The sequence below is a fragment of the Vogesella mureinivorans genome (assembly GCF_007644035.1).
Taxonomy (GTDB): Bacteria; Pseudomonadota; Gammaproteobacteria; order Burkholderiales; family Chromobacteriaceae; genus Vogesella; species Vogesella mureinivorans.
Window position 1 is genome coordinate 123,343 of record NZ_VMTV02000577.1, and the last position, 20,983, is coordinate 144,325.

The following is a 20,983-nucleotide window of genomic DNA, read 5'->3' on the forward strand; positions in this document are numbered from 1 at the left end:
TTGTTTTGTGGAGCGTGCAGCATGCAGGATGCACAGCGGTATCCATGTGGCAGCCAGGGTACAGCAGGGCGGTTTTATGGTGTACTTACCTGTTTGAGATTGTTTTTCAATATATTTAAGAATATATTGAATAATATTTCATCAACAGGTGGCCATCATGTTTCAACGCAATATCGGTAGTACAGAACGCGTCATCCGCATCGTCGCCGGCCTGGGCATTACTGCCCTGGCTTTTGTCGGTCCACAAACCCCGTGGGCGCTGCTGGGCTTGGTGCCGCTGGCCACCGGCCTGATGGGCTGGTGCCCACCTTATGCCCTCTTTGGCATCAACACCTGCAAGGTGCCTGCCAAGCAGGACTAAGCCGAGTGCGGCAATAAAAAAACGCGAGGCAGATGCCTCGCGTTTTGTTTGTCGCCAGCTACCAGCCTAGCGGGTAATCACCGGTGGTACATCCAACGCCAGGGCGGCCTGGATGGCATCGTCGTCTTCATGGAAGGGGCCGATGCGAACACGGTACAAACCCTGCTGGTTCACGATGGCCAGCTTGTCGTTATAGCTGCTGGCTTCCTCGCGAATCAGCTGCTTGAGCTGTGCTTCTGCAGTAGCCAGGCGGTCGTAAGCGCCCAGTTGCAGAAAGTAGGGCTCGCCGTTGTTGCTCGGCTTTTGCAGGGCTGCCGGCTTGGTGGCAATGCGGTCACTGCCTTCTACCGGAAACACGCGCTCTACCACGACGCTGCCAAAACCGCTACGCACGATATTCAGCTTATGGGCTGCGGCGTAGCTCAGATCCATCAGACGGCTCTTGTGGAACGGGCCGCGGTCGTTAATGCGCACAATGACGGATTCGCCATTCTTCACATTGGTTACCCGGGCATAGCTCGGGATGGGCAGCGTGGGGTGCGCTGCCGTCATGGCGAACATGTCGTAGCGCTCGCCAGAACTGGTCTTGCGACCATGAAACTGCTTGCCGTACCACGAGGCCTTGCCAGTCTGGCGATAAGGCTTCTCGGATCGGTCCGGGCGGAAACTCATGCCCAGCGCCGAGTACGGTTTGTTGGCCGAAGCAATCAGCGGTTCCGATTGCGGGATGGCATCTGGCACCAGGTCCAGATTGACCGGAATCCGGTCAGCCGGGCCGTCATTCTGGAAATAAGCCCCAGTATTGCTGCCCGGTTTCTTCACATTGGCTTTGGCAGACTGCGTCGCAGTTGCCGGCCTGACAGTGGTACAAGCTACCAGAAAAATGCTGGCACACACGAGCCACAGCCATCGGTAAAAAGGTTTCATGACCTCTCCTTATGCTGTTGTGCCAACCGTGAATTGCTAAATCCCCCCGGCAAAACCATGCTGGCGCCAGGCTTCGAATACGAGCACGGCGACGGCGTTGGAGAGATTCAAGCTGCGCGATTCGGGCTGCATGGGCAGCCTAACCCGCTGTTCCGTCGGCAGGGTTGCCAGAATATCTGCTGGCAAGCCGCGGGATTCGGGGCCGAAAAGCAACACATCGCCGGGATGGAAGGCGATGTGGTCGTGCCGCGTGGCACCTTTGGTGGTGGCAGCAAAGATTCTGCGGCCAGCCAGGTGGGCCAGACAGGCTTCCCAGTTCTCGTGAACCACCATGCGTGCGTACTCGTGATAATCGAGACCGGCACGCTTCAGTTTGGCGTCCTCAAGCGGAAAACCCAGCGGTTTGACCAAGTGCAATTCACAGCCGGTGTTGGCACAGAGTCGAATAATATTGCCTGTATTAGGCGGTATTTCCGGCTGGTAGAGAACAACGGTAAACATCGTTGCGGGTCGAATATTCCAATGAATCAACAGGTTGGTCAAGCTTGACGAGCAATGGCCCTGGCCAGCACCCAGGCATCTACCTGTTTTGCCCCTGATTTTCTCAGGGTTTTGGCCAGGGAATGCAGGGTGGCGCCGGTGCTGGCGACATCGTCCACAATGGCAATGTGAAGCCCGTCACAGCGGCGTTTTACGCCGAATGCATCGCGCACATTCTTCAGCCTTTCGCGGCGGTTCAGATTGGCTTGCTGCGCTGTGTTGCGTTTGCGCCAACACAGCTGGTCGTCAAATCGGACGCGCATTGTATCAGCCAGCGCGCGCGCCAGGGCATCGGGCAGGTTAAAGCCCCGCTCGTGTAGCCTGGCCGCCGCCAGCGGTACAGGGATGATCAAGTCTGGCAGCGGGCGTTCTGCGCCGCACGGCAGGCGTGCCAGGGCTTGTGGCATCAGGCTGGCCAACACGCCTTGCAGCGCGGGGGCCGGGGCGTATTTGCAGCGTCTGATCAGGCCTTCCAGCGGGTAGTCGTAATCGTAGGCGCTATACAGGTGGGCGAAGGCGGGGTGCTTGCCCTGGCAGTCGCCGCAGGGGGCCTGGGCACTGGCGGCGGGGGCCTGGCATATCGGGCAGCGATGGCCCAGGCGCCACGGCAGCTGCTGGCGGCAGGGTGGGCATAAGCCGTGGCGGGTGGCACGTTGGCCGCATAGTTGGCAGTGCTGCTCAAATAATGGGCAGCTGTCAATTATGTGTCTGCACAGGTTTGACAGCATGGGCCGGCTCCCGCAAGATTCGTTTCATGTTTTTACTCTAATGACGAGCGATTGCCCACCATGAGCCAGGCCACCATCCAATTTACCCGCCCAGCTACGCTGCACCCGGAAACCACACTGTGGTCGCAGGCCGAGGTCGAGGCGCTGTACGACCTGCCGTTCATGGAGCTGGTATTCCGCGCTGCCGAGGTACATCGCCAGCACTTTGACCCCAGCCGTGTGCAGCTGTCCACGCTGGTGTCCATCAAGACCGGCGGCTGTCCGGAAGACTGCGGCTATTGCCCGCAGTCGGTACACCACGATACCCCGGTAGAAAACGAGCCGATGATGACGGTGGACGAGGTGGTGGCGGCGGCGCGTAACGCCAAAGCCAACGGTGCCGGCCGTTTCTGTATGGGCGCCGCCTGGCGTGGCCCGAAAGATGCCGACCTGGAAAAAACCCTGGACATGGTGCAGCAGGTTAAGGCCCTGGGCCTGCAAACCTGTGCCACCTTCGGCTTGCTGAAAGATGGCCAGGCCGAAAAGCTGAAAGACGCCGGCCTGGACTTCTACAACCACAACCTGGATACCGCGCCGGACAAATACGCCGACATTATCCAGACCCGCGAGTACGAAGACCGCCTGGACACGCTGGGCAAGGTGCGTGGTGCCGGGCTGTCGGTATGCTGTGGCGGCATTGTGGGCCTGAACGAAACCCGCGAGCAGCGCGCCGGCCTGATTCTGCAGCTGGCCAACCTGGCGCCGCAGCCGGAATCGGTACCGGTGAATAACCTGGTCAAGGTCAGCGGCACGCCGCTGGATGACGCCGACGCGCTGGACTGGACCGAATTCGTGCGTACCATCGCCGTGGCGCGCCTCACCATGCCCAAGAGCTATGTGCGCCTGTCTGCCGGCCGTCGCGAGATGCCGGAAGCCATGCAGGCGCTGTGCTTCCTGGCCGGTGCCAACTCCATTTTCTACGGCGACAAGCTGCTCACCACCGGCAACCCGGATGTGGACGCCGACCGTGCCCTGATGGACAAGCTGGGCCTGCAGCCGCTGTAACCCCGCCTGACCATCTGGTTAAATGCAGAGCACCGTGCACGACGCCGGTGCTCTTTTTCATGATCTTGCAGAAAGGTTGGCCGCATGCACCCAGACCAGCTTGAACCCGCCCTGGCCGCGCTGGCGGCCGAGCACCGCTTGCGCCAGCGCCACGCGCTGCACAGCCCGCAAGGGCCGCACGTCACCATCGATGGCCGCGATTACCTGGCCTTTGCCAGCAACGACTACCTGGGCCTGGCCAACCACCCCGCACTGAAAACCGCCATGCAGCAGGCCATTGAGCAGTGGGGCGTGGGCGCTGGTGCCTCCGAGCTGGTGGCCGGCCACTTTGCCATCCAGCAGCAGGCCGAAGCGGCGCTCGCCGACTGGGTAGGCTGCGACGCTGCGCTGGTGTTCGGCTCCGGCTATGCGGCCAACCTGGGGGTGATCACCAGCCTGGTGGGCCGTGGCGATGCGGTGTTTGCCGATAAGCTCAACCACGCGTCGCTCAATGACGCCTGCGTGCTATCGCGGGCCGATTTTCAACGGTTTCGCCATAGCGACCTCGCCCATCTGGAAGCACTGTTGCAAAAAACCCCGGCCCGAACACGGCTTATTGCGGTAGACGCGGTGTACAGCATGGATGGCGACGAAGCCCCGTTGCGCGAGCTGCTCGCCCTGGCCGAGCGTTACGACGCTTGGCTCTATCTGGACGATGCCCACGGTTTTGGCCTGCTGGGCGAGGGGCGTGGTGCACTGGTGGAATACGCCTTGCACCACCCGCGCGTGGTGTACATGGCCACGCTGGGCAAGGCTGCCGGGGTAGCGGGGGCCTTTGTGGCGGGGAGCCATGCTTTAGTGCAGTGGCTGGTCAATACCGCACGGACGTATATTTTCACCACGGCGCATCCGCCTGCGCAGGCGGCGGCCATTCTGGCCAGTTTGCAGGTGATGCAGCAGGAGGGCTGGCGGCGGGAGCAAGTGCAGCAGCATATTTTGACATTAAGACAATTTATGCACGATAAATCTTTGCGATTGCTCTCTTCCCGTTCGCCAATTCAAGCGATTATTATTGGCAGTAACGAGGCTGCGGTAGGAATGGCTGCCGCCCTGCGCGAGCAGGGTGTGTGGATACCAGCCATTCGGCCTCCCACGGTACCGGCAGGAACGGCAAGACTGCGCGTTTCCTTGTCGGCGGGTCATACCGCAGGTGATTTGGCGGCGTTGTTGGCTGCGCTACAGCAGGTAGCGCGATAAAGCGGCCGCCCAAAGTGCCAAGCAGTAAGACCACACGAGAATAATAGCCACCGCGCGCTAAAGATGACGAGTGGGTCAATAAAGACTGTATGAACAGTACGGCTGATTTTCTGTTTACACCAGAAGAAGCTGCCGAAGCGGCACTGGACTTTTTGTTCCGCTTGCAGGCTCCTGAAGGTGCAGCAGTTTGGGGGAAACCGGGAACCGTCTGGCAATGTCTTGCCAGCCGGGGCGACTGCACTGGCTTGCCAGTGCCCACCGCATTGTCCGGCGAGCTGTCCTGGCAGCCCCCGGTACAGTGCCACCCGCTGGGTAGCCCCGGCCAGCCACTGGGCTGGCTGCTGTGGCATGGCGCGCGCGAGGCCGACGAGCTTACCCGGCGCCTGGCGGTGCTGCTGTCTGGCCACCTGGTGGCAGGCAGCATGCAGGGCGAGTTGGCCATCGCCCGTACCACCCACGAAACCCTGCTGGAAATCAGCCGTCTGGCCAACCACGCCGATAGCGTGGACGACTTCCTGCCGCGCATGCACCGCGCAGTCAGCCGCCTGATGCCGGCCGACAATTTCTACATTGCCCTGTTTGACGAAGAAGCCGGGCAGATTCGCTTCCCTTATTTTGTTGACCAGCTGGACCGCGAGCCGCCAGACGTTGGCCGCGCCTACCCGCTGCGCGGCCCCAGTGCCTCGCTGACGGCCTGGCTGATTCGCGAAAACCACTTTTTGCTGCTCAAGGGCGACGAAGTGCGCGTGCTGTGCCAGCGCGAGCGCATCCGCTTCATGGGCACACCGCCGCACTGGTGGATGGGCATGCCGCTGGTCAGCGGCGCAGGCAAGGTGATGGGCGCGGTGGTCATTCAGGGTTATGACCCGGCCTATACGCCTGCGCTGGTAGATGAATCCACCTTCCTGTACGTGGGGCACCATATCTCTTGCGCGCTGGACCGCCTGCTTTATCGCGCCCACCTGGAGCAGCAGGTATGGCAGCGTACCAGCGAGCTGGAAGGCATCAACGCGCGGCTGCGCGCCGAAGTCGTAGAGCGCCAGCGCAGCGAGCAGCTGCAGCACATGCTGTTCCGCATTGCCGAGCTATCCAATACCAGCCTGTCGATGGAAGCCTTTTTTGTCGGCCTGCATCGCCTGCTGTCCGAATTTATCGATGCCAGCAACTGCATGGTGGCGCTGTACGACCAGAGCCGCGACGAGCTGAGCTTTCCGTACTGCTCCGACCTGCGTCTGGCCGAGCTGTCCCCGCGCTCGCCCGGGCGTGGCCCGGTAGAGCAGGTGCTGCATAGCGGCCGCCCGCTGCTGCTGGCCGACATGCACAGCCACCCGCTGTTCGGCATGCAAAATGATAGCGGCAACCCGCCACACAGCTGGCTGGGCGTGCCGCTATACAGCGGCAATATGCTGCGCGGCGTGCTGTCGGTACAGAGCTATCAGGAAGACACGCGCTACAGCTGGCGCGACCAGGAAATCCTGGAATTTGTGGCCAACCATATCGGCAGCGCCCTGGCCCGCGTGCAGGCGCTGGACGACCTGCAGCGTGCCTATGTCGACCTGGAGCAGCGTGTACGCGAGCGTAGCGACGCGCTGGATGCGGCCAACGCCCAGCTGCAGCACGACAGCCTGCATGACCCGGTCACCAAGCTGCCCAACCGCAACCATTTCTCGCGCGTGCTCAAGCGCAGCTGGGACCACTTCCAGCTGGCGCCCGAGCAGCGCTTTGCCGTACTGCTGATCGACCTGGACCGCTTCAAGCTGGTGAACGACACCCTGGGCCACCTCATCGGTGACCAGCTGCTGATCGAAGCCGGGCAGCGCGTGCGCCAGAGCCTGCGCTTTGGCGACTTCATGGCGCGCCTGGGCGGCGACGAATACGCCGTGCTGCTGGCCTCGGTAGACGATATGGCCGAGTGCGAGCAGGTAGCGCGTGACCTGGTGGCTGCCTTCGAGCGCCCCTTTGTGCTATCCGGGCGCGAGGTATTCTCCACGGTGAGCGTGGGCGTGGTACTGGCCAGCAAAGAGCACTACAGCCGCGCCGAAGACCTGCTGCGCGACGCCGACCACGCCATGTACCGCACCAAGCAGAATGGCCGCCACGGTTACACCCTGTTCAACCACGCCCTGCGCTGCAACCAGGCCGACCAGCTGGCGCTGGAAGCCGAGCTGCGCCATGCCCTGACCAACGACGGCGAACTGGTGCCGTACTACCAGGCCATTGTGGACAGCCACAGCGGCCGCCTGGCCGGTTTTGAGACCCTGGTGCGCTGGCACCATCCCCAGCTGGGCATCATCGCCCCTGGCGTCTTTCTGCCCATGGCCGAGGAAAGCGGGCTCATCCTCAAGCTGGACCGCTACATGATCGAGCGCGCCTGCGCCCAGCTGGCCGCGTGGTACGCCGATGGCACCATCACCCACGAAGTGTGCCTGCACATCAACCTGTCCAGCGCCCACTTCCACGACACCAAGCTGGTGGACTGGATGCTGCGCCTGATCCGCGAGCACCAGCTGCCGCCGGGTACCCTGCACCTGGAAGTGACCGAAAGCGCGCTGATCGACGTGCCCGACGTCGCCATCGAGGTGATGCGCCAGCTCAAGACCCACGGCATCTGCCTGGCGCTGGACGACTTCGGTACCGGCTACTCGGCGCTGTCCTACCTGCACCGCTACCATTTCGACGTGCTCAAGATTGACCAGGCCTTTGTGCGCGAGGTGCACTGCCAGGAAGAATCCATCGCCATCGTGCGTGCCATCGTGGCGCTGGCCGAGGCGCTGGGCATGGAGGTGGTGGCCGAGGGCGTGGAAACCGAAGTCCAGGTACGCGCCCTGCGCGAGCTGGGTTGCCCGCGCCTGCAGGGCTACTACTTTGCCCGCCCGGCACCTGCTGCCGAGCTGGACTGGATGCGCCTGGCCGGCATGCCGGCCGAGCTGGCGCGCAGCGCCTAGGCCACAAAGCCGCCATACGGCGATGGCAATAAGCACGGCGGTATCTTTCCGCCGCGCTTATTGCGAAAATACGCCTTTGCCCCCACTTGGCTGTTCCATGAGCCTGTTTATTGAAACCCACGGTCGCGGCCCGGATGTGGTGCTGCTGCACGGCTGGGGCCTGCACGGTGGCGTATTCGACCGCGTAGCGGCCAACCTGGCCACCGATTTTTGTGTGCACTGCGTCGACCTGCCCGGCCACGGCGCCAGTGCCGCGGTCGAGACATTCCACCCCGATGCCATTGCCGCCACGCTGGCCGAGCGCTTTCCGTTGCCGGTACACGTGGTGGGCTGGTCGCTGGGCGGCCTCATTGCCCAGCACTGGGCTGCGCGCTACCCGGCGCAGGTAAAAAGCCTGGCGCTGGTGGCCACCAGCCCGCGCTTTGTACGCGACGACAGTTGGCCGCATGCACAGCAGCGCAGCGCCATCGAGGGCGTGGGCGCCAGCCTGGATACCGCCTTCGAGCTCACGCTGGAGCGCTTTCTGGCGCTACAGATGCTGGGCGCGCCGGCGGCGCGGCAAACGCTGGCCGACCTCAAGGCACAGCTGTTCTCGCACGGCCGCCCGCAGGGCCTGCTGCCGGCGCTAGACTGCCTGCTGACGGCGGATGCGCGGGAACTTGCCACGGATATTCATTGTCCTGTAGGGCTGTTCTTCGGTGCGCGTGACGCGATTACGCCGATAGGCGCTGGCCGCTGGCTGGCTGCTGCCCTGCCGGATGCCACCCTGTACGAATTTGCCCAGGCCTCGCATGCGCCGTTCTTGTCGCATGAGAACGTGTTTATCGACCACCTGCGCCACCACCTGGAACAACACGCATGAGCGAAGCGTTTTACACCGACAAATCCCGCGTCCGCGCCTCGTTCGAGCGAGCCGCCGCCAGCTATGATTCTGCCGCCGTGCTGCAGCGCGAAGTATGCGACCGCATGGCCGAGCGCCTGGACTACATCAAGCTGCAGCCGCAAGTGGTGCTGGACGCAGGTAGTGGTACCGGCTACGCCAGCGCGGCCCTGCGCCAGCGCTACCCGGACGCACGCGTGCTGGAGCTGGATCTGGCGCACGCCATGCTGGCGGCCTCGCGCGAAAAACAGCGCGCCGGGCAGGGCATGCTGTCGCGCCTGTTCAAGCCGCACAACCCGTGGCAGCTGTGCGCCGACATCGAGCGCCTGCCGCTTGCCGATAACAGCGTGGACATGATCTGGTCCAGCCTGGCTATCCAGTGGGTGAACGTGCCGGACCAGGTGTTTGCCGAGTTTCAGCGCGTGCTCAAACCGGGCGGCATGCTGATGTTTGCCACGCTGGGGCCGGATACGCTGTACGAGCTGCGCCAGGCCTTTGGCCAGGCCGACGGTGCCACCCACGTGAACCAGTTTATCGACATGCACGATCTGGGCGATGCGCTGATGGCGGCGCAGTTCAGCGAGCCGGTGATGGACATGGAAAAAATCGTACTCACCTACGACACGGCCCGCGACGTGATGCACGACCTGAAGGCCATCGGCGCGCACAACGCCACCGCCGGCCGTGGCCGCGGCCTGATGGGCAAACACGCCTGGCAGCGCGTGGTAGACGCCTACGAGCAGCGCCGCCAGCACGGCCAGCTGCCGGCCACCTACGAAGTGCTGTACGGCCACGCCTGGAAGGGCGAGCCCAAGAAAAAACCGACCATCCTGCCCGACGGCAGGCAGGTTATCGAATTTACCCGTAACGCGCCCAAGCGCTGAGAAAAGCCTTTATGTTGTCTGTTCGCCGTTTTGCCGCCCTGTCCCTGCTGGCAGGCCTGGCCGCCTGCACCACGCCTACTTCTGCCCCGGTCGTGCAACAACCCGTGCCCAAACCCAAGATCGCCTTTGCGCTGGGTGGCGGTGCCGCCAAGGGCTTTGCCCACGTGGGGGTGATTCGCGTGCTGGAGCAAAATGGCATCAAGGCCGACATCGTCACCGGCACCAGCGCCGGCAGCATCGTGGGCGCCATCTACGCCAGCGGGGTGGACGGCGAAGCGCTGCGCTTTCGCGCCATGCGCATCAACGAAGACGACCTGAAAGACTTTACCTTCTCCACCAGCGGCTTCCTCAAGGGCGAGAAGTTGGCCGCCTTGGTGAACCAGCAGGTAGACGGCAAGCGCATCGAGCAGCTGCCGCGCAAATTCGGCGCCGTGGTCACCGACCTGGATAGCGGCGCCCGCGTGGTGCTGAAAAGCGGCGACACCGGCAACGCGGCCCGTGCTTCGGCCGCCATCCCCAATGTGTTCCAGCCGGTCACCATCAATGGCCGCCGCTACGTGGACGGTGGCCTGGTGAGCCCGGTACCGGTGATTGCCGCCCGTGAAATGGGCGCCGACATCGTTATCGCCGTAGACATCTCGGCCAAGCCCACCGGCAAGGCCAGCAGCGGCTTTCTGAGCCTGCTGGACCGCAGCCTGAACATCATGAACCTGACCGCGCTGAATCTGGAGCTGAAACAGGCCGACGTGGTGCTGCGCCCGGCCGTGCTGCACATCGGCGCCGCCGACTTTGACGAACGCGCCAGCGCCATTGCCGAAGGCGAAAAAGTGGCCCGCGCCATGCTGCCGCAGGTGAAAGCCGCCATCGATAACTGGGTAAAACGCAAGCGTGCTGCCTAAGCCCCTGCAGCGCAGCCTGCGCGCCCTGGCCCCGCTGCTGTTGGCCGCGTGTAGCAGCGTGGCACCGCCGGCTGCCCAGCCGCCTGCCGGTACGCTGCCCGCTACCCCGGCCAGCGCCCCGGTAGCCGAGGTGCCGCCAGCCGTGCCGGTGGCTCCGGCCAAACCCGTTGCGGCCAACCCTGCACCGGCCAAGCCTGCCGCGCCAAAAGTGGTGCGCAAACCGCGCATCGCCCTGGCGCTGGGTGGCGGTGCCGCCAAGGGCTTTGCCCACGTGGGCGTGATTCGCGTGCTGGAGCAGCAGGGCATCGTGCCCGACATCATCACTGGCACCAGCGCCGGTAGCGTGGTGGGTGCCATCTACGCCAGCGGTATCAGCGCCGACAAGCTGCGCCGCCGCGCGCTGGCGCTGAACGAAGACGAGCTGAAAGACTTCAGCCTGTCCGGTGGCGGCTTTCTGAAGGGCGACAAGCTGGCGGCCATGGTGAACCGCGAGGTTGGCCGCAAGCGCATCGAGCAGCTACCGCGCACCTTCGCTGCGGTGGCCACCGACTTTGACAGCGGTGCACGCGTGGTTTTCCGTAGTGGTGACACCGGCACCGCCGTGCGCGCCTCGGCCGCCATTCCCAATGTGTTCCAGCCGGTCACCATCCGTGGTCGCCGCTACGTGGACGGCGGCCTGGTGAGCCCGGTGCCGGTCAGCGCCGCGCGCGAGCTGGGCGCGGATATCGTCATTGCCGTGGACATCACCGCCAAGCCGGCGCAGCGCAAAAGCGGCGTGCTGGGCACCTTCGACCAAAGCCTGTCCATCATGACCCAGGCCGCGCTGGCCAACGAGCTCAAAGGCGCCGACGTCATCCTGCGCCCGCAGGTACTGGGCCTGGGCGCCGCCGACTTCGACCAGCGCCGCCGTGCCATGCGCGAAGGCGAAAAAGTTGGCAAGCAAGGCATCACCGCCATTCGCCGCGCCATTGCCGCCTGGCAGCAGCGCCAGCGTTAAGGGCGGGCTTTACGGCAGCGGGCCCGTCGGGCAAGCTGCCGTTTTCCTTACCGCATGCCATAACCATGTCCGCCTACCGCATCCTGCTGGCCGAAGACGAGCCGGCCATCGCCGATACCCTGCTGTTCGCGCTGCAACGCGAGGGCTGGCAGGTGCGGCACTGCACGCTGGCGCGTGATGCCGAAGCGGCGCTGGCGAGCGACCCGCCGCAGCTGCTTATCCTGGATATCGGCCTGCCGGACGACAGCGGCCTGGCGCTGCTGGGCCGTTTGCGCCGCCACAGCGAGCTGCCGGTGATGCTGCTGACCGCCCGCGCCGACGAGGTAGACCGCGTGCTGGGGCTGGAGCTGGGTGCCGACGATTACGTGGTAAAGCCGTTCAGCCCGCGCGAGGTGGTAGCGCGGGTGCGCGCCATCCTCAAACGCAGCCAGCCCGCTGCGGTACCTGCGGCCAACCCTGGCAGCCTGTTTTGCCACGAGGCCGCGGCGCGGCGCATCCGCTTTGCCGGGCAGACGCTGGCACTGACACCGTCTGAATACCGCCTGCTGGCGCTGCTGCTGGGGCGGCCTGGGCAAGTGTTCAGCCGCAGCCAGCTGCTGGACGCGCTGGGCGAGGCGGCGGAAGACAGCTTCGAGCGCACCATCGACAGCCACATCAAGAGCCTGCGCGCCAAGCTGCGCCAGGTGCGCGCCGACCTTGACCCCATCGTGACCCACCGTGGCTTCGGCTACGCGCTGGAGGCAGGCTGATGCGCTTTTCCTGGCGCATTTTTGCGGGGTACTTCCTGCTGCTGGGCTTGCTGGCCGCCTACGTGGTGAGCGTGGTGCGCGACGAGATCAAGCCGGCGATGCGGCGCTCGGCCGAGGCCGTGCTGCTGGACACCGCCAACCTGCTGGCCGAGATGGTGCAGCCGGACATGGTGGCCGGCCGGCTGGACGATGGCCGCCTGGCGGCCACGCTGCAGCGCTTTGCTGCCCGCCAGCCGCAGGCCGAGGTGTGGGGCGTGCGCCAGGATCACACCCAGCTGCGCGTTTACCTGACCGACGCGCGCGGCGTGGTGCTGCTGGATTCCGCCGGCCAGGCGGTGGGGCAGGACTACAGCCGCTGGCGCGATGTGGCGCTGACGCTGCGTGGCCAGTACGGTGCGCGCAGCACGCTGGCCGATGCGGCCAACCCCTTGTCTACCGTGATGTACGTGGCGGCGCCGGTGCGCGACGGCCAGCGCATTATCGGGGTGCTCACCGTGAGCCGGCCCAATCTGGCCATGCAGCCGCATATCGAGCGCAGCGAAGCCAAGCTGGGGCGGCTGATCGGCGTGGTGCTGTTGGCCGCACTACTGCTGGGCGCGCTGTTTTCGTGGTGGCTTAGCCGCGGCATTACCCGCCTCACGCGCTTTGCCGACAGCGTGAGCGCCGGGGGCAGCGAAGCGGTGCCGCACTTTGCCGCCAACCGCGAGCTGGACACGCTGGCGCAGGCGCTGGGCCGCATGCGTAGCGAGCTGGACGGCAAGGCTTACGTGGAGCACTACGTACACGACCTGACCCACGAGCTGAAGTCGCCGCTGGCCGGCCTGCGTGCCTCGGCCGAGCTGCTGCAGGACGACTTGCCACCTGCCGAGCGTGTGCGTTTTCTGCGCCATATCGATAGCGAAAGCGTGCGTTTGCAGCAGATCGTGGACCACCTGCTGCAGCTGGCGTCGCTAGAGGCCACCGGCCGACTGAAGCAGCCGCAGCCGCAGCCGCTTACCGAGCTGCTGGCCGGCGAGCTGCAGGCGCTGGCACCGCAGCTGGGGGCACGCCGCGTGACGCCAGCGGCCACGCTGCCGCAGGCCACGGTGGCCGGCGATGCCTTTCTGCTGCGCCAGGCGCTGCGCAATATCCTGCAGAACGCCATCGACTTTACCGCCGACGACGGTGCCATCACCCTGCAATTACAGCCGGTAGACAGCAGCTGGCAGCTGCACATTGCCAATGACGGCCCACCGGTACCGGACTACGCGCTGCCGCGGCTGTTCGACCGCTTCTACTCGCTGCCGCGCCCGCAGGGGCCGAAAAGCAGCGGCCTGGGCCTGGCGCTGACGCGCACCATCGTGCAGCTGCACGGTGGCGACATCACGCTGGCCAACCAGTCGCCGGGCGTGTGCGTCACGCTGCAGCTACCGGCTGCCGATGCGGCCAACCCCTTGGCGCGCGTGCTGGGCTGAGCGGCCAGCCGTCTCCACACAACCTCCACATGGTGTCCATGCTGCCTCGATGTCCCGGCGGCATGCTGCCCTCACGCTGACTGCTTGAGGGAGCACACAATGAAAATGGGATGGAAAATGCTGGTATTGGCCGGCATGGGTTTACTGATGTTGCTGGCACTGGGCCTGGTACGCAGCCTGCTGGACGAGCGGCAGAGCCGCGCCGAGGAAGTACAGCGCGAGATTGCGCAGTTCAGTGCGGGCGAACAAAACCTGAGCGGCCCCTATCTGGTGCTGCCCTACATCGTGAGGGTAGATAAGTGGCAGCCGGCGGAGGGCGGCAAGAGCGGGCGCTGGGCGCAAAGCGAAGAAAGCAAACAGCTGCTGCTCAGCCCAAGCCAGCTCACGGTAGACGGCAAGTTGGCCGTGGAGCTGCTCAAGCGTGGCCTGTTCGAGGCGCCGGTTTACCGCAGCCAGCTGCAGCTGGATGGGCAGTTCCACATACCGGCACTGGCCGCGTACGAAGAAACGCTCAGTAACGATACCGAGCGCCGCAGTACGCGCTGGGGCAAGCCGTATCTGGCGCTGGGGCTAAGCGATGTGCGTGGCATCCAGCAGCTGGCTGGCCAGGCCGGTGGCCAGGCGCTGGCGTTTGTACCGGGTGCCGGGCTGGCGCACAGCCCGCGTGGCGTACACGCGGCGGTGGCCTTGGCCGCCAGCGACGTGCTGAACGCCCAGGGGCAGGGGCTGTCGTTCCGTTTGGGCTTGCAGCTGGCGGGCAGCAGCGCGCTGCTGGTGGAGCCCGCTGGCGATAGCAGTACGGTGAACCTGGCGGGTAACTGGCCGCACCCCAGCTTTGCCGGTAATTTTGCGCCGCAAAGCCGTAGCGTGAACGCGCAGGGCTTTCGTGCCCGCTGGCAGACCAGCGAGCTGGCGACCGGTGGCAACCCCTGCCTGCAGGGCAAAAGCGGCTGCGAGCAGAACTGGGTAGGCCTGCGCCTGCTGGACCCGGTAGACCGCTACGTGCTGAACGAACGCACCATGAAATACGCCGAGCTGTTTGTGTTGCTGATGATGGGCGGGGTGTTTTTGCTGGAGGTCATCAACCGGGTGTCGGTGCACCCGGTGCAGTACACGCTGGTGATGCTGGGTTTGGCCATGTTCTTCCTGCTGACGTTGTCTTTGTCCGAGCACCTGGGCTTTGCCATGGCCTACTGGCTGGCGGCGCTGGCATCGGTACTCTTGCAGGGCGCATACGGCAGCAGTGTGCTGGGCAGCTGGCAGAGCGGCGGGGTATTTGCCGGCATGTTGGCCGCACTGTATGGCTTGCTGTTCATGATTCTGCAGTCGCAGGACATGGCCTTGCTGATGGGTAGTATCAGCTTGTTTGCCCTGCTGGCGCTCACCATGTTCCTGACCCGCCGCATCGACTGGGGCAGCCTGGGCGGTAGCAGCAAACCGCCTGCCGTGACGGCAGACAGCCAGCAGACCGACGCGCAATAGGCCGGCCTAGCCCGGTGGCAACCGGCCGTGTTGTAGCGGCAGCTCCAGCTGCTGCATGGCGGGGTCGGCTTCTTGCAGCCGCACCCCCACGCCCAGCAGGCGTACCGCCTTGCCGCCGCGGGCGTAGCCGGTGTGCAGCAGCTGGCGGTAGTTGGCCGCATCCAGGCTGTGGCCGGCACATTCCACCGTGGTCTGGGTAAAGTCGGCAAACTTGATCTTGACGGTGAGCCCGCGAAAACGCGGGCTGCCGGTGCGTTCCAGCCGCTGCGCCAGCGTGGCCAGCAGGCCGGGTAGCTCGGCTTCGCAGCTGGCCAGGTCGGGCAGGTCGCGGGTGTAGGTTTCTTCCACGCTCACCGATTTGCGCTCGCGTTCCGGCTCTACCGCGCGGCTGTCCTGGCCGCGCGACAGCTCGTACAGCGTTTTGCCCAGCTTGCCGAAGCGGCGCAGCATGTCGGCCAGCGGCAGCTGTTGCAGGTCGCCACAGGTATAAAAGCCTTGCTGGCGCAGCTTGGTGGCGGTGACTTCGCCCACGCCCCATATTTTTTCTACCGGCAGCACGCGCACAAAGTCGGCGACCTCATCGGGCCGCACCAGAAACTGGCCGTCCGGCTTGCGCCAGTCGCTGGCGATTTTGGCCAGGAATTTGTTGGGGGCAATGCCGGCGGAGGCGGTAATGCCTACTTCGTTACGGATGGCGTCGCGGATGGCTTGTGCCATCAGGCTGGCGCTGCCCTGGCAGTGGGGTTGGCCGCTGACATCCAGGTAGGCTTCGTCCAGCGAGAGTGGCTCGATCAGCGTGGTGTAGCGCTGGTAGATGGCGTTCACCGCCTGGCTGGCGGCGCGGTAGCGGGCAAAATCCGGCGGGACGATCAGCAGCTGCGGGCATTGCCGTAGCGCCAGCGACGAGGGCATGGCGCTGCGCACGCCAAAGCGCCGTGCTTCGTAGTTGCAGGTGGCGATCACGCCGCGCTGGCCGGGCTGCCCGCCCACCGCCAGCGGTATGCCGCGCCAGGCGGGCTGGTCGCGCATTTCCACGGCGGCAAAAAAGCAGTCGCAGTCGATGTGGATGATCTTGCGTTGTACGCTCAAAGCGCGGCCTTACTGCCCGTTGTCGGCGGCGCTGTGGTCGCTGTGGCCCAGGTGGCGCTCGGGGGCGATGCGGTCGCGCACGCGCTGTTTAAGCAGCTTGATGTCGGGGAAGCCGCCATCGGCAGCGCGATCCCAGACCTGTACGCCATCCACATGCACGGTAAACACGCCACCGCTGCCGGGCTGTAGCGCCACTTCGCCGACGTCTTTTTCAAAGGTGGTAAGCAGTTCTTGCGCCATCCAGGCGGCGCGCAGCATCCAGCGGCAGCCGGTGCAATAGCGAATGGCAATACGGGGCAGGGCAGGGGTCGTCATGAAGGTTGGCCGCAATGTGTGAAGAGGGCCATGGTAATGCTGATGGGGGGGCTTGCAAACTGCGGGGTGGGGGACGTTGCACCGCCGCCTTGATCCGCTACTTTCTGTGTTGTATGTGTTGTGGCTCCTGTGGAGCTCGTCTCTCCTCCATCACCCGGTCTTCTCTGGAAACCTGGCGCAATGCTTTGGGAGGCAGGGTGCAACGTGGGGGCCAGTTTGCATCAAGTTGGCATGTCAGGCCAGCGTAGTGCTTGCTTGTCGGACAATATTGCGACGCACCATGTTACATCTAAGCAACGTTTGGTTTGCTATTGCTCGTAATTTTGTTTCAATAGGTATTAATTATGACAAGAGCGATGCAATTACCGTATCTGCAGTGGCTCGGCATCCACCAGGAAGCGCTCTAGCGCGCCGGCCGCCAGGGGTTTGCTGATCAGGTAGCCTTGGGCGTAGTCGCAGCCGTGCAGCGCCAGAAAGCGCGCCTGCTCGATGTTTTCTATGCCCTCGCCGGTAACGGATGCGCCCAGGGTGTGGCCCATGGCCACAATCATGCGCACCAGGTTGCTGCCGGCTTCGCTATCGGGCACACGGTCCAGGAACAGTTTGTCGATCTTGAGCTTTTCTACCGGGAAGCGCCGCAGGTAGCTGAACGAGGCGTAGCCGGTGCCAAAGTCGTCAATGGCGATGGCAATGCCCTGGGCGCGCAGCTTGTGCAGGTTGTTGTCGATTTCAGGGGTGTTACGCAGCGCCAGGCCTTCGGTTACCTCTAGCTCCAGCGCTTCGCCAGGCATGTGGTGGGTCGCCAGCAGGGCGGTAACGCTTTCGGCAAAGTGCGGGTCTTCCAGCTGCAGCAGCGACACGTTGATGGAAATGGTGAAGTTTTCCAGAAAGCGCAGCCGCCAGCTGGCGGCGTGGCGTATGCCTTCTTCCAGCACCCAGGCGCCAATGGCGTGGATGGCGCCTGTTTCTTCGGCCATGGGGATAAAGTCGGCGGGCGATACCAGGCCCATTTCGCTGTGTTGCCAGCGTACCAGCGCCTCGGCACCGGCGACCTTGCCGTTTTTCAGCGAGATGTAGGGCTGGTAGTTCAGTACCAGCTCATTACGGGCGATGGCCTGGCGCAGCTCGGTTTGCAGGCGGTTGCGGCGGCGCCAGTTGCTGTTGATGTCGGGGTGGAAGCGTACCCAGTCGCCCGGGCCTTCGCGCGACATCTGCAGCGCCATCTCGGCGTGCTCCAGCAGCGATTCGGCGTTGTTGGTGTCGTGCGGGTACAGCGCCAGGCCAATACTCAGGCGGATATAGAGCTGCTGGCCCTGAATATCCAGCGGGCGGGCCAGCAGGGTGCTGAGGTGGTCTACCCGGTGGCACAGGCTTTCTTCGTCGCGGCTGAGGATGAGCAGGGCAAAGCGGTTGTCGGCGTTGCGCGCCACCATTTCGCCGTGGCCGATAACGCCTTCCAGCCGCCGGCCCAGCTCGCGGATAACCAGGTCGCCATTATCGCGGCCGTACAGCTCGTTGATATTGGTGAGGCCTTCTACCGCCAGCATCAGGCAGCCCAGCGGCTCGCTGTTTTGCGGGCTCTGGCTTTCTTTTTGCTGGATCAGCTCGTCCAGCTGCATCAGCAGGCGGCTGCGGTTGGGCAGGCCGGTAAAGCGGTCGTAGTAGAACTGGCGGTACAGCTCGCCTTCGGCGTGCAGGCGCGCGCGTGATTCCATCACCAGCGCCAGAATGTCGGCCGCCGAGCAGATAAAGTTGATTTCGTCCTGCTGCCATTGGCGGTGCGGGGTTTGCGACTCGGCACACAGAATGCCGTGGTGCAGCCCGCCTACCACGATGGCCGCATCCAGCATGGCACTGACATCGCGTGCCACCAGATAGGTACGCAGCGAGGCCAGGCGCTCGTCCTGCTGCGCTTGGTGGCTGGCCAGACAACGCTGCTGGCGCATGGCCTGGAAATAGTCGGTGTGGCTGCTTTGTTCCAGTAGCTCGCCGTGGCTGAACTGCCCGCTGATGGCGTTCAGGCTGGCCAGACAGAGCAGCTCTTTACCGTCCGGGCTGAACTGCCACACGCTGACACGGTTCACTTTCAGCGTCTGGCTCAAAAGCGGGATGACCTCTTCCAGATATTCGCGCAGCTCTTGTTGGTCGTCGCGGCGGCTGGTCACCAGGTTTTGCAGTGCCTGGCCTTGCTGTTGCAGCCGTTCTGCCTGGCGCAGGCTGTGGTGCTGCCAGCGTTCGGCCATGCGCACAATGGCCGCACCTAGCAGCAGAATCACGCCTAGCAGCAACAGGCTTTGCGGCAGGATGCGCTCCAGCATGTTGTTGCCCGGGGCCCGGCTGGGCCACCCTAGCCATGCCAGCGTTTGGCCATTGTTGTCTTGTAGTGGCAGGGCAGACAGGTCTGGTGGGCTTTGCGGCGTGAAATACAGCCGCATCTGCGGTAGCAGAAAGTCGCTACTGAGCTGCTGCAGGCTTTGCTGATCCAGATAGCGTGCAAAAATCAGGTAGCGCTGCTGGGTGCTCTGTACTGACTTGTTCAGTTCGGGGGTGATGCGCTGGATGGAGAGCAGCAGGATGCGCGGCTCGGGGTGGCCGGTAAGCGGGTTGACGGTATCCACCCGCAGTAGCTGGCTGGGCATGGTGCCAGGCCGGGCTTGGCTGTAGCGCTCGGTTTGGCGCAGCAGGGCCAGCCATTGTTGATCCGGCAGGGGCAGGGCACGGTCTGGCGGGTTGACCAGCATGCCATTGCGCCGCGCCAGCAGTACGCCTTCGCTGGCATCCACCAGCAAGGCCAGGTGGATGTTGAGGTTGTGGTACACCGAGGCGGTAATATTGTTGGCCAACCACGCCAGGTCTGGTCTGGCGCGGTTGATCTTGGCGTCCATTTCGTCCCAGTTGGCGTAGTCCTGCAGTGTATTGGCCAGCTGGCGGCGCTCGCGTGCCAGCTCCTGGCTTAGCGCCAGCTGGCTGATGCGCTGTGACTCGTTATCCACATCGCGCGCGGCAGAGGCGGCCAGCCACCAGATACCCAGTACCCCGGACAGGAAAATCAGAACCAGCAGCAGCGCCGGGCGGAAGGGTTTTTGCAAGAACGGACTCATGGCAGCAGACAACATAGGACAGAGACAAAGCATAGCAGTTTGCACCCTACCCTTGCAGGCAAAGCCGCAGCCCTGTCAAAAAAGCATCACATGCGTGTGCCAGACTGGTGGCTTTCATCGACACGTGTATTACTCAGGGGGTAGCAATGAACAAGAAGATCATCATCGCCATGGCTGTGTCTGCTACGTTGGCCGCACCGGCCTGGGCTGCAGAGAAGTCTGTTTTCCCGACACTGGACGGTAAAGCACCGCTGGTGATTGCCCACCGTGGCGCGTCCGGCTATATGCCAGACCACACGCTGGAAGGCTACGCCAAGGCGATCGAGCTGGGTGCCGATTTTATCGAGCCGGACCTGGTGGCCACCAAAGACGGCGTGCTGATTGCCCGCCACGAGCCTAACCTGAAAGACACCACCGACGTGGCCAAGCGCCCCGAGTTTGCCAACCGCAAGCGCACCATGAAGGTAGATGGCAACGACGAAGAAGGCTGGTTTGCCAGCGACTTTACCCTGGCCGAGATCAAGACCCTGCGCGCCATCCAGCCGCGTGGCGACCGTAGCAAGGCGTTTGATGGCCAGTTCCAGGTGCCGACTTTTGAAGAAGTGCTGGCGCTGCGCGAAGCCAAATCGAAGGAAACCGGCCGCCAGATCGGCATCTACCCGGAAACCAAGCACCCCACTTACCACCAGCAGCTGGGCCTGGGCCTGGAAAAACCGCTGGTTGCCCTGCTGCAGAAATACAAGCTGAACCGCAAGGACGCGCCGGTGTTCATCCAGTCGTTCGAAGCGGCCAACCTCAAGCAGCTGCGCAAGCTGACCGCCAACAAGCTGGTGTACCTGCTGGACGCCAACGACGTGCGCCCGGACGGCACCATTGACGCCAACACCCCGTACGACCACGTGGTATCCGGCGACAAGCGCACCTACGCCGACATGCTGACCCCGGCCAGCCTGAAAGAGATCAAGACCTTTGCCGACGGCATCGGCCCGTGGAAGCCGTACCTGATCAGCTGGCAGGCGATGCTGGACCCGAAAACCGGCAAAGCGGCCGACGTGGATGGCGACAAGGTGGTAGACCAGCGCGACATGACCATGATGGAGCCGAGCGACGTGGTGAAAAACGCGCACAAAGCCGGCCTGCTGGTACACCCGTATACCTTCCGTAACGAGTCCAAGCACCTGGCGGCCAACTTCCAGGACAGCCCGCTGGAAGAGTACCGCGCTTACTTCGAGCTGGGCGTGGATGGCGTGTTTACCGACTACACCGATACCGCTGTGGCCGCGCGCCGCCTGCTGCAAAAATAAGCACCCGTAGCGGTAACAAAAAAGGCTGCCCGCGGGCAGCCTGAAATT

Annotated in this window: 18 protein-coding genes; 12 read left to right on the forward strand and 6 right to left on the reverse strand. The window is 64.0% G+C overall.

The genetic code is table 11. From position 1 onward, the window contains the following. The first annotated feature begins 157 nt into the window (after window positions 1-157). Window positions 158-361 carry a YgaP family membrane protein gene (locus FLQ44_RS15195; RefSeq protein WP_147695086.1) on the forward strand — a complete coding sequence of 68 codons (204 nt, stop codon included), beginning with the start codon at window positions 158-160 and terminating at the stop codon, window positions 359-361. 66 nt (window positions 362-427) lie between these two features. On the opposite strand, the gene FLQ44_RS24625 is transcribed toward FLQ44_RS15195, so the two are convergent. The 3 genes from FLQ44_RS24625 to FLQ44_RS15210 are packed head-to-tail and all read right to left on the reverse strand — an operon-like array spanning window position 428 to window position 2,556. Then, a complete protein-coding gene (locus FLQ44_RS24625; RefSeq protein WP_147695087.1) occupies window positions 428-1,288 on the reverse strand; it encodes a septal ring lytic transglycosylase RlpA family protein in 861 nt (286 codons plus the stop codon). Window positions 1,289-1,324: 36 nt separating this feature from the next. Then, window positions 1,325-1,789: a tRNA (uridine(34)/cytosine(34)/5-carboxymethylaminomethyluridine(34)-2'-O)-methyltransferase TrmL gene (trmL, locus tag FLQ44_RS15205; protein ID WP_147695263.1), complete on the reverse strand. Its 465-nt coding sequence runs from the start codon at window positions 1,787-1,789 to the stop codon at window positions 1,325-1,327. Between the two features lie 38 nt (window positions 1,790-1,827). Beyond that, entirely contained in the window at window positions 1,828-2,556 is a 729-nt protein-coding gene (locus FLQ44_RS15210) for a ComF family protein (RefSeq protein ID WP_147695088.1), read from the reverse strand. A gap of 60 nt (window positions 2,557-2,616) precedes the next feature. Here FLQ44_RS15210 and bioB point away from each other — a divergent pair, with 60 nt between their 5' ends. The 10 genes from bioB (at window position 2,617) to creD (ending at window position 15,126) form a co-directional block, all read left to right on the forward strand. Next, window positions 2,617-3,600, forward strand: coding sequence for a biotin synthase BioB (gene bioB / locus FLQ44_RS15215; protein WP_147695089.1), 984 nt, complete (start codon window positions 2,617-2,619; stop codon window positions 3,598-3,600). A gap of 84 nt (window positions 3,601-3,684) precedes the next feature. Continuing rightward, window positions 3,685-4,836: an 8-amino-7-oxononanoate synthase gene (bioF, locus tag FLQ44_RS15220; RefSeq protein WP_147695090.1), complete on the forward strand. Its 1,152-nt coding sequence runs from the start codon at window positions 3,685-3,687 to the stop codon at window positions 4,834-4,836. A 251-nt stretch (window positions 4,837-5,087) separates the two neighbouring features. Then, on the forward strand, window positions 5,088-7,781 hold the full coding sequence (locus FLQ44_RS15225) for a putative bifunctional diguanylate cyclase/phosphodiesterase (RefSeq protein ID WP_240801299.1): 2,694 nt from the start codon (window positions 5,088-5,090) through the stop codon (window positions 7,779-7,781). Between the two features lie 97 nt (window positions 7,782-7,878). Continuing rightward, window positions 7,879-8,643 (forward strand): pimeloyl-ACP methyl ester esterase BioH, encoded by a 765-nt coding sequence (gene bioH, locus FLQ44_RS15230; protein WP_147695092.1) that lies wholly within the window; start codon window positions 7,879-7,881, stop codon window positions 8,641-8,643. Continuing rightward, complete coding sequence (gene bioC / locus FLQ44_RS15235; RefSeq protein ID WP_147695093.1) at window positions 8,640-9,545, forward strand: malonyl-ACP O-methyltransferase BioC; 906 nt, start codon at window positions 8,640-8,642, stop codon at window positions 9,543-9,545. Before bioH ends, bioC begins: the two co-directional genes overlap by 4 nt. An 11-nt stretch (window positions 9,546-9,556) precedes the next feature. Further along, complete coding sequence (locus tag FLQ44_RS15240; protein WP_147695094.1) at window positions 9,557-10,444, forward strand: patatin-like phospholipase family protein; 888 nt, start codon at window positions 9,557-9,559, stop codon at window positions 10,442-10,444. Between the two features lie 94 nt (window positions 10,445-10,538). Then, a complete protein-coding gene (locus tag FLQ44_RS15245; protein WP_206208920.1) occupies window positions 10,539-11,441 on the forward strand; it encodes a patatin-like phospholipase family protein in 903 nt (300 codons plus the stop codon). A 65-nt stretch (window positions 11,442-11,506) separates the two neighbouring features. Next, entirely contained in the window at window positions 11,507-12,190 is a 684-nt protein-coding gene (gene creB, locus FLQ44_RS15250; RefSeq protein ID WP_147695096.1) for a two-component system response regulator CreB, read from the forward strand. Then, on the forward strand, window positions 12,190-13,644 hold the full coding sequence (creC, locus tag FLQ44_RS15255; RefSeq protein ID WP_147695097.1) for a two-component system sensor histidine kinase CreC: 1,455 nt from the start codon (window positions 12,190-12,192) through the stop codon (window positions 13,642-13,644). Before creB ends, creC begins: the two co-directional genes overlap by 1 nt. A gap of 99 nt (window positions 13,645-13,743) precedes the next feature. Continuing rightward, entirely contained in the window at window positions 13,744-15,126 is a 1,383-nt protein-coding gene (creD, locus tag FLQ44_RS15260) for a cell envelope integrity protein CreD (protein ID WP_147695098.1), read from the forward strand. Between the two features lie 6 nt (window positions 15,127-15,132). Here creD and dinB read toward each other — a convergent pair whose 3' ends face one another. The 3 genes from dinB to FLQ44_RS15275 form a co-directional block, all read right to left on the reverse strand. Beyond that, the gene (gene dinB / locus FLQ44_RS15265; protein ID WP_147695099.1) at window positions 15,133-16,215 is read right to left on the reverse strand and encodes a DNA polymerase IV; all 1,083 of its coding nucleotides are present in this window, start codon (window positions 16,213-16,215) and stop codon (window positions 15,133-15,135) included. A 9-nt stretch (window positions 16,216-16,224) separates the two neighbouring features. After that, complete coding sequence (locus FLQ44_RS15270) at window positions 16,225-16,530, reverse strand: Rdx family protein (protein WP_147695100.1); 306 nt, start codon at window positions 16,528-16,530, stop codon at window positions 16,225-16,227. A 362-nt stretch (window positions 16,531-16,892) separates the two neighbouring features. After that, on the reverse strand, window positions 16,893-19,619 hold the full coding sequence (locus FLQ44_RS15275; RefSeq protein ID WP_170252992.1) for a bifunctional diguanylate cyclase/phosphodiesterase: 2,727 nt from the start codon (window positions 19,617-19,619) through the stop codon (window positions 16,893-16,895). 158 nt (window positions 19,620-19,777) lie between these two features. On the opposite strand from FLQ44_RS15275, the gene FLQ44_RS15280 reads away from it, so the two are divergent. Then, window positions 19,778-20,935, forward strand: coding sequence for a glycerophosphodiester phosphodiesterase (locus FLQ44_RS15280; RefSeq protein WP_147695102.1), 1,158 nt, complete (start codon window positions 19,778-19,780; stop codon window positions 20,933-20,935). Window positions 20,936-20,983: the final 48 nt, after the last annotated feature.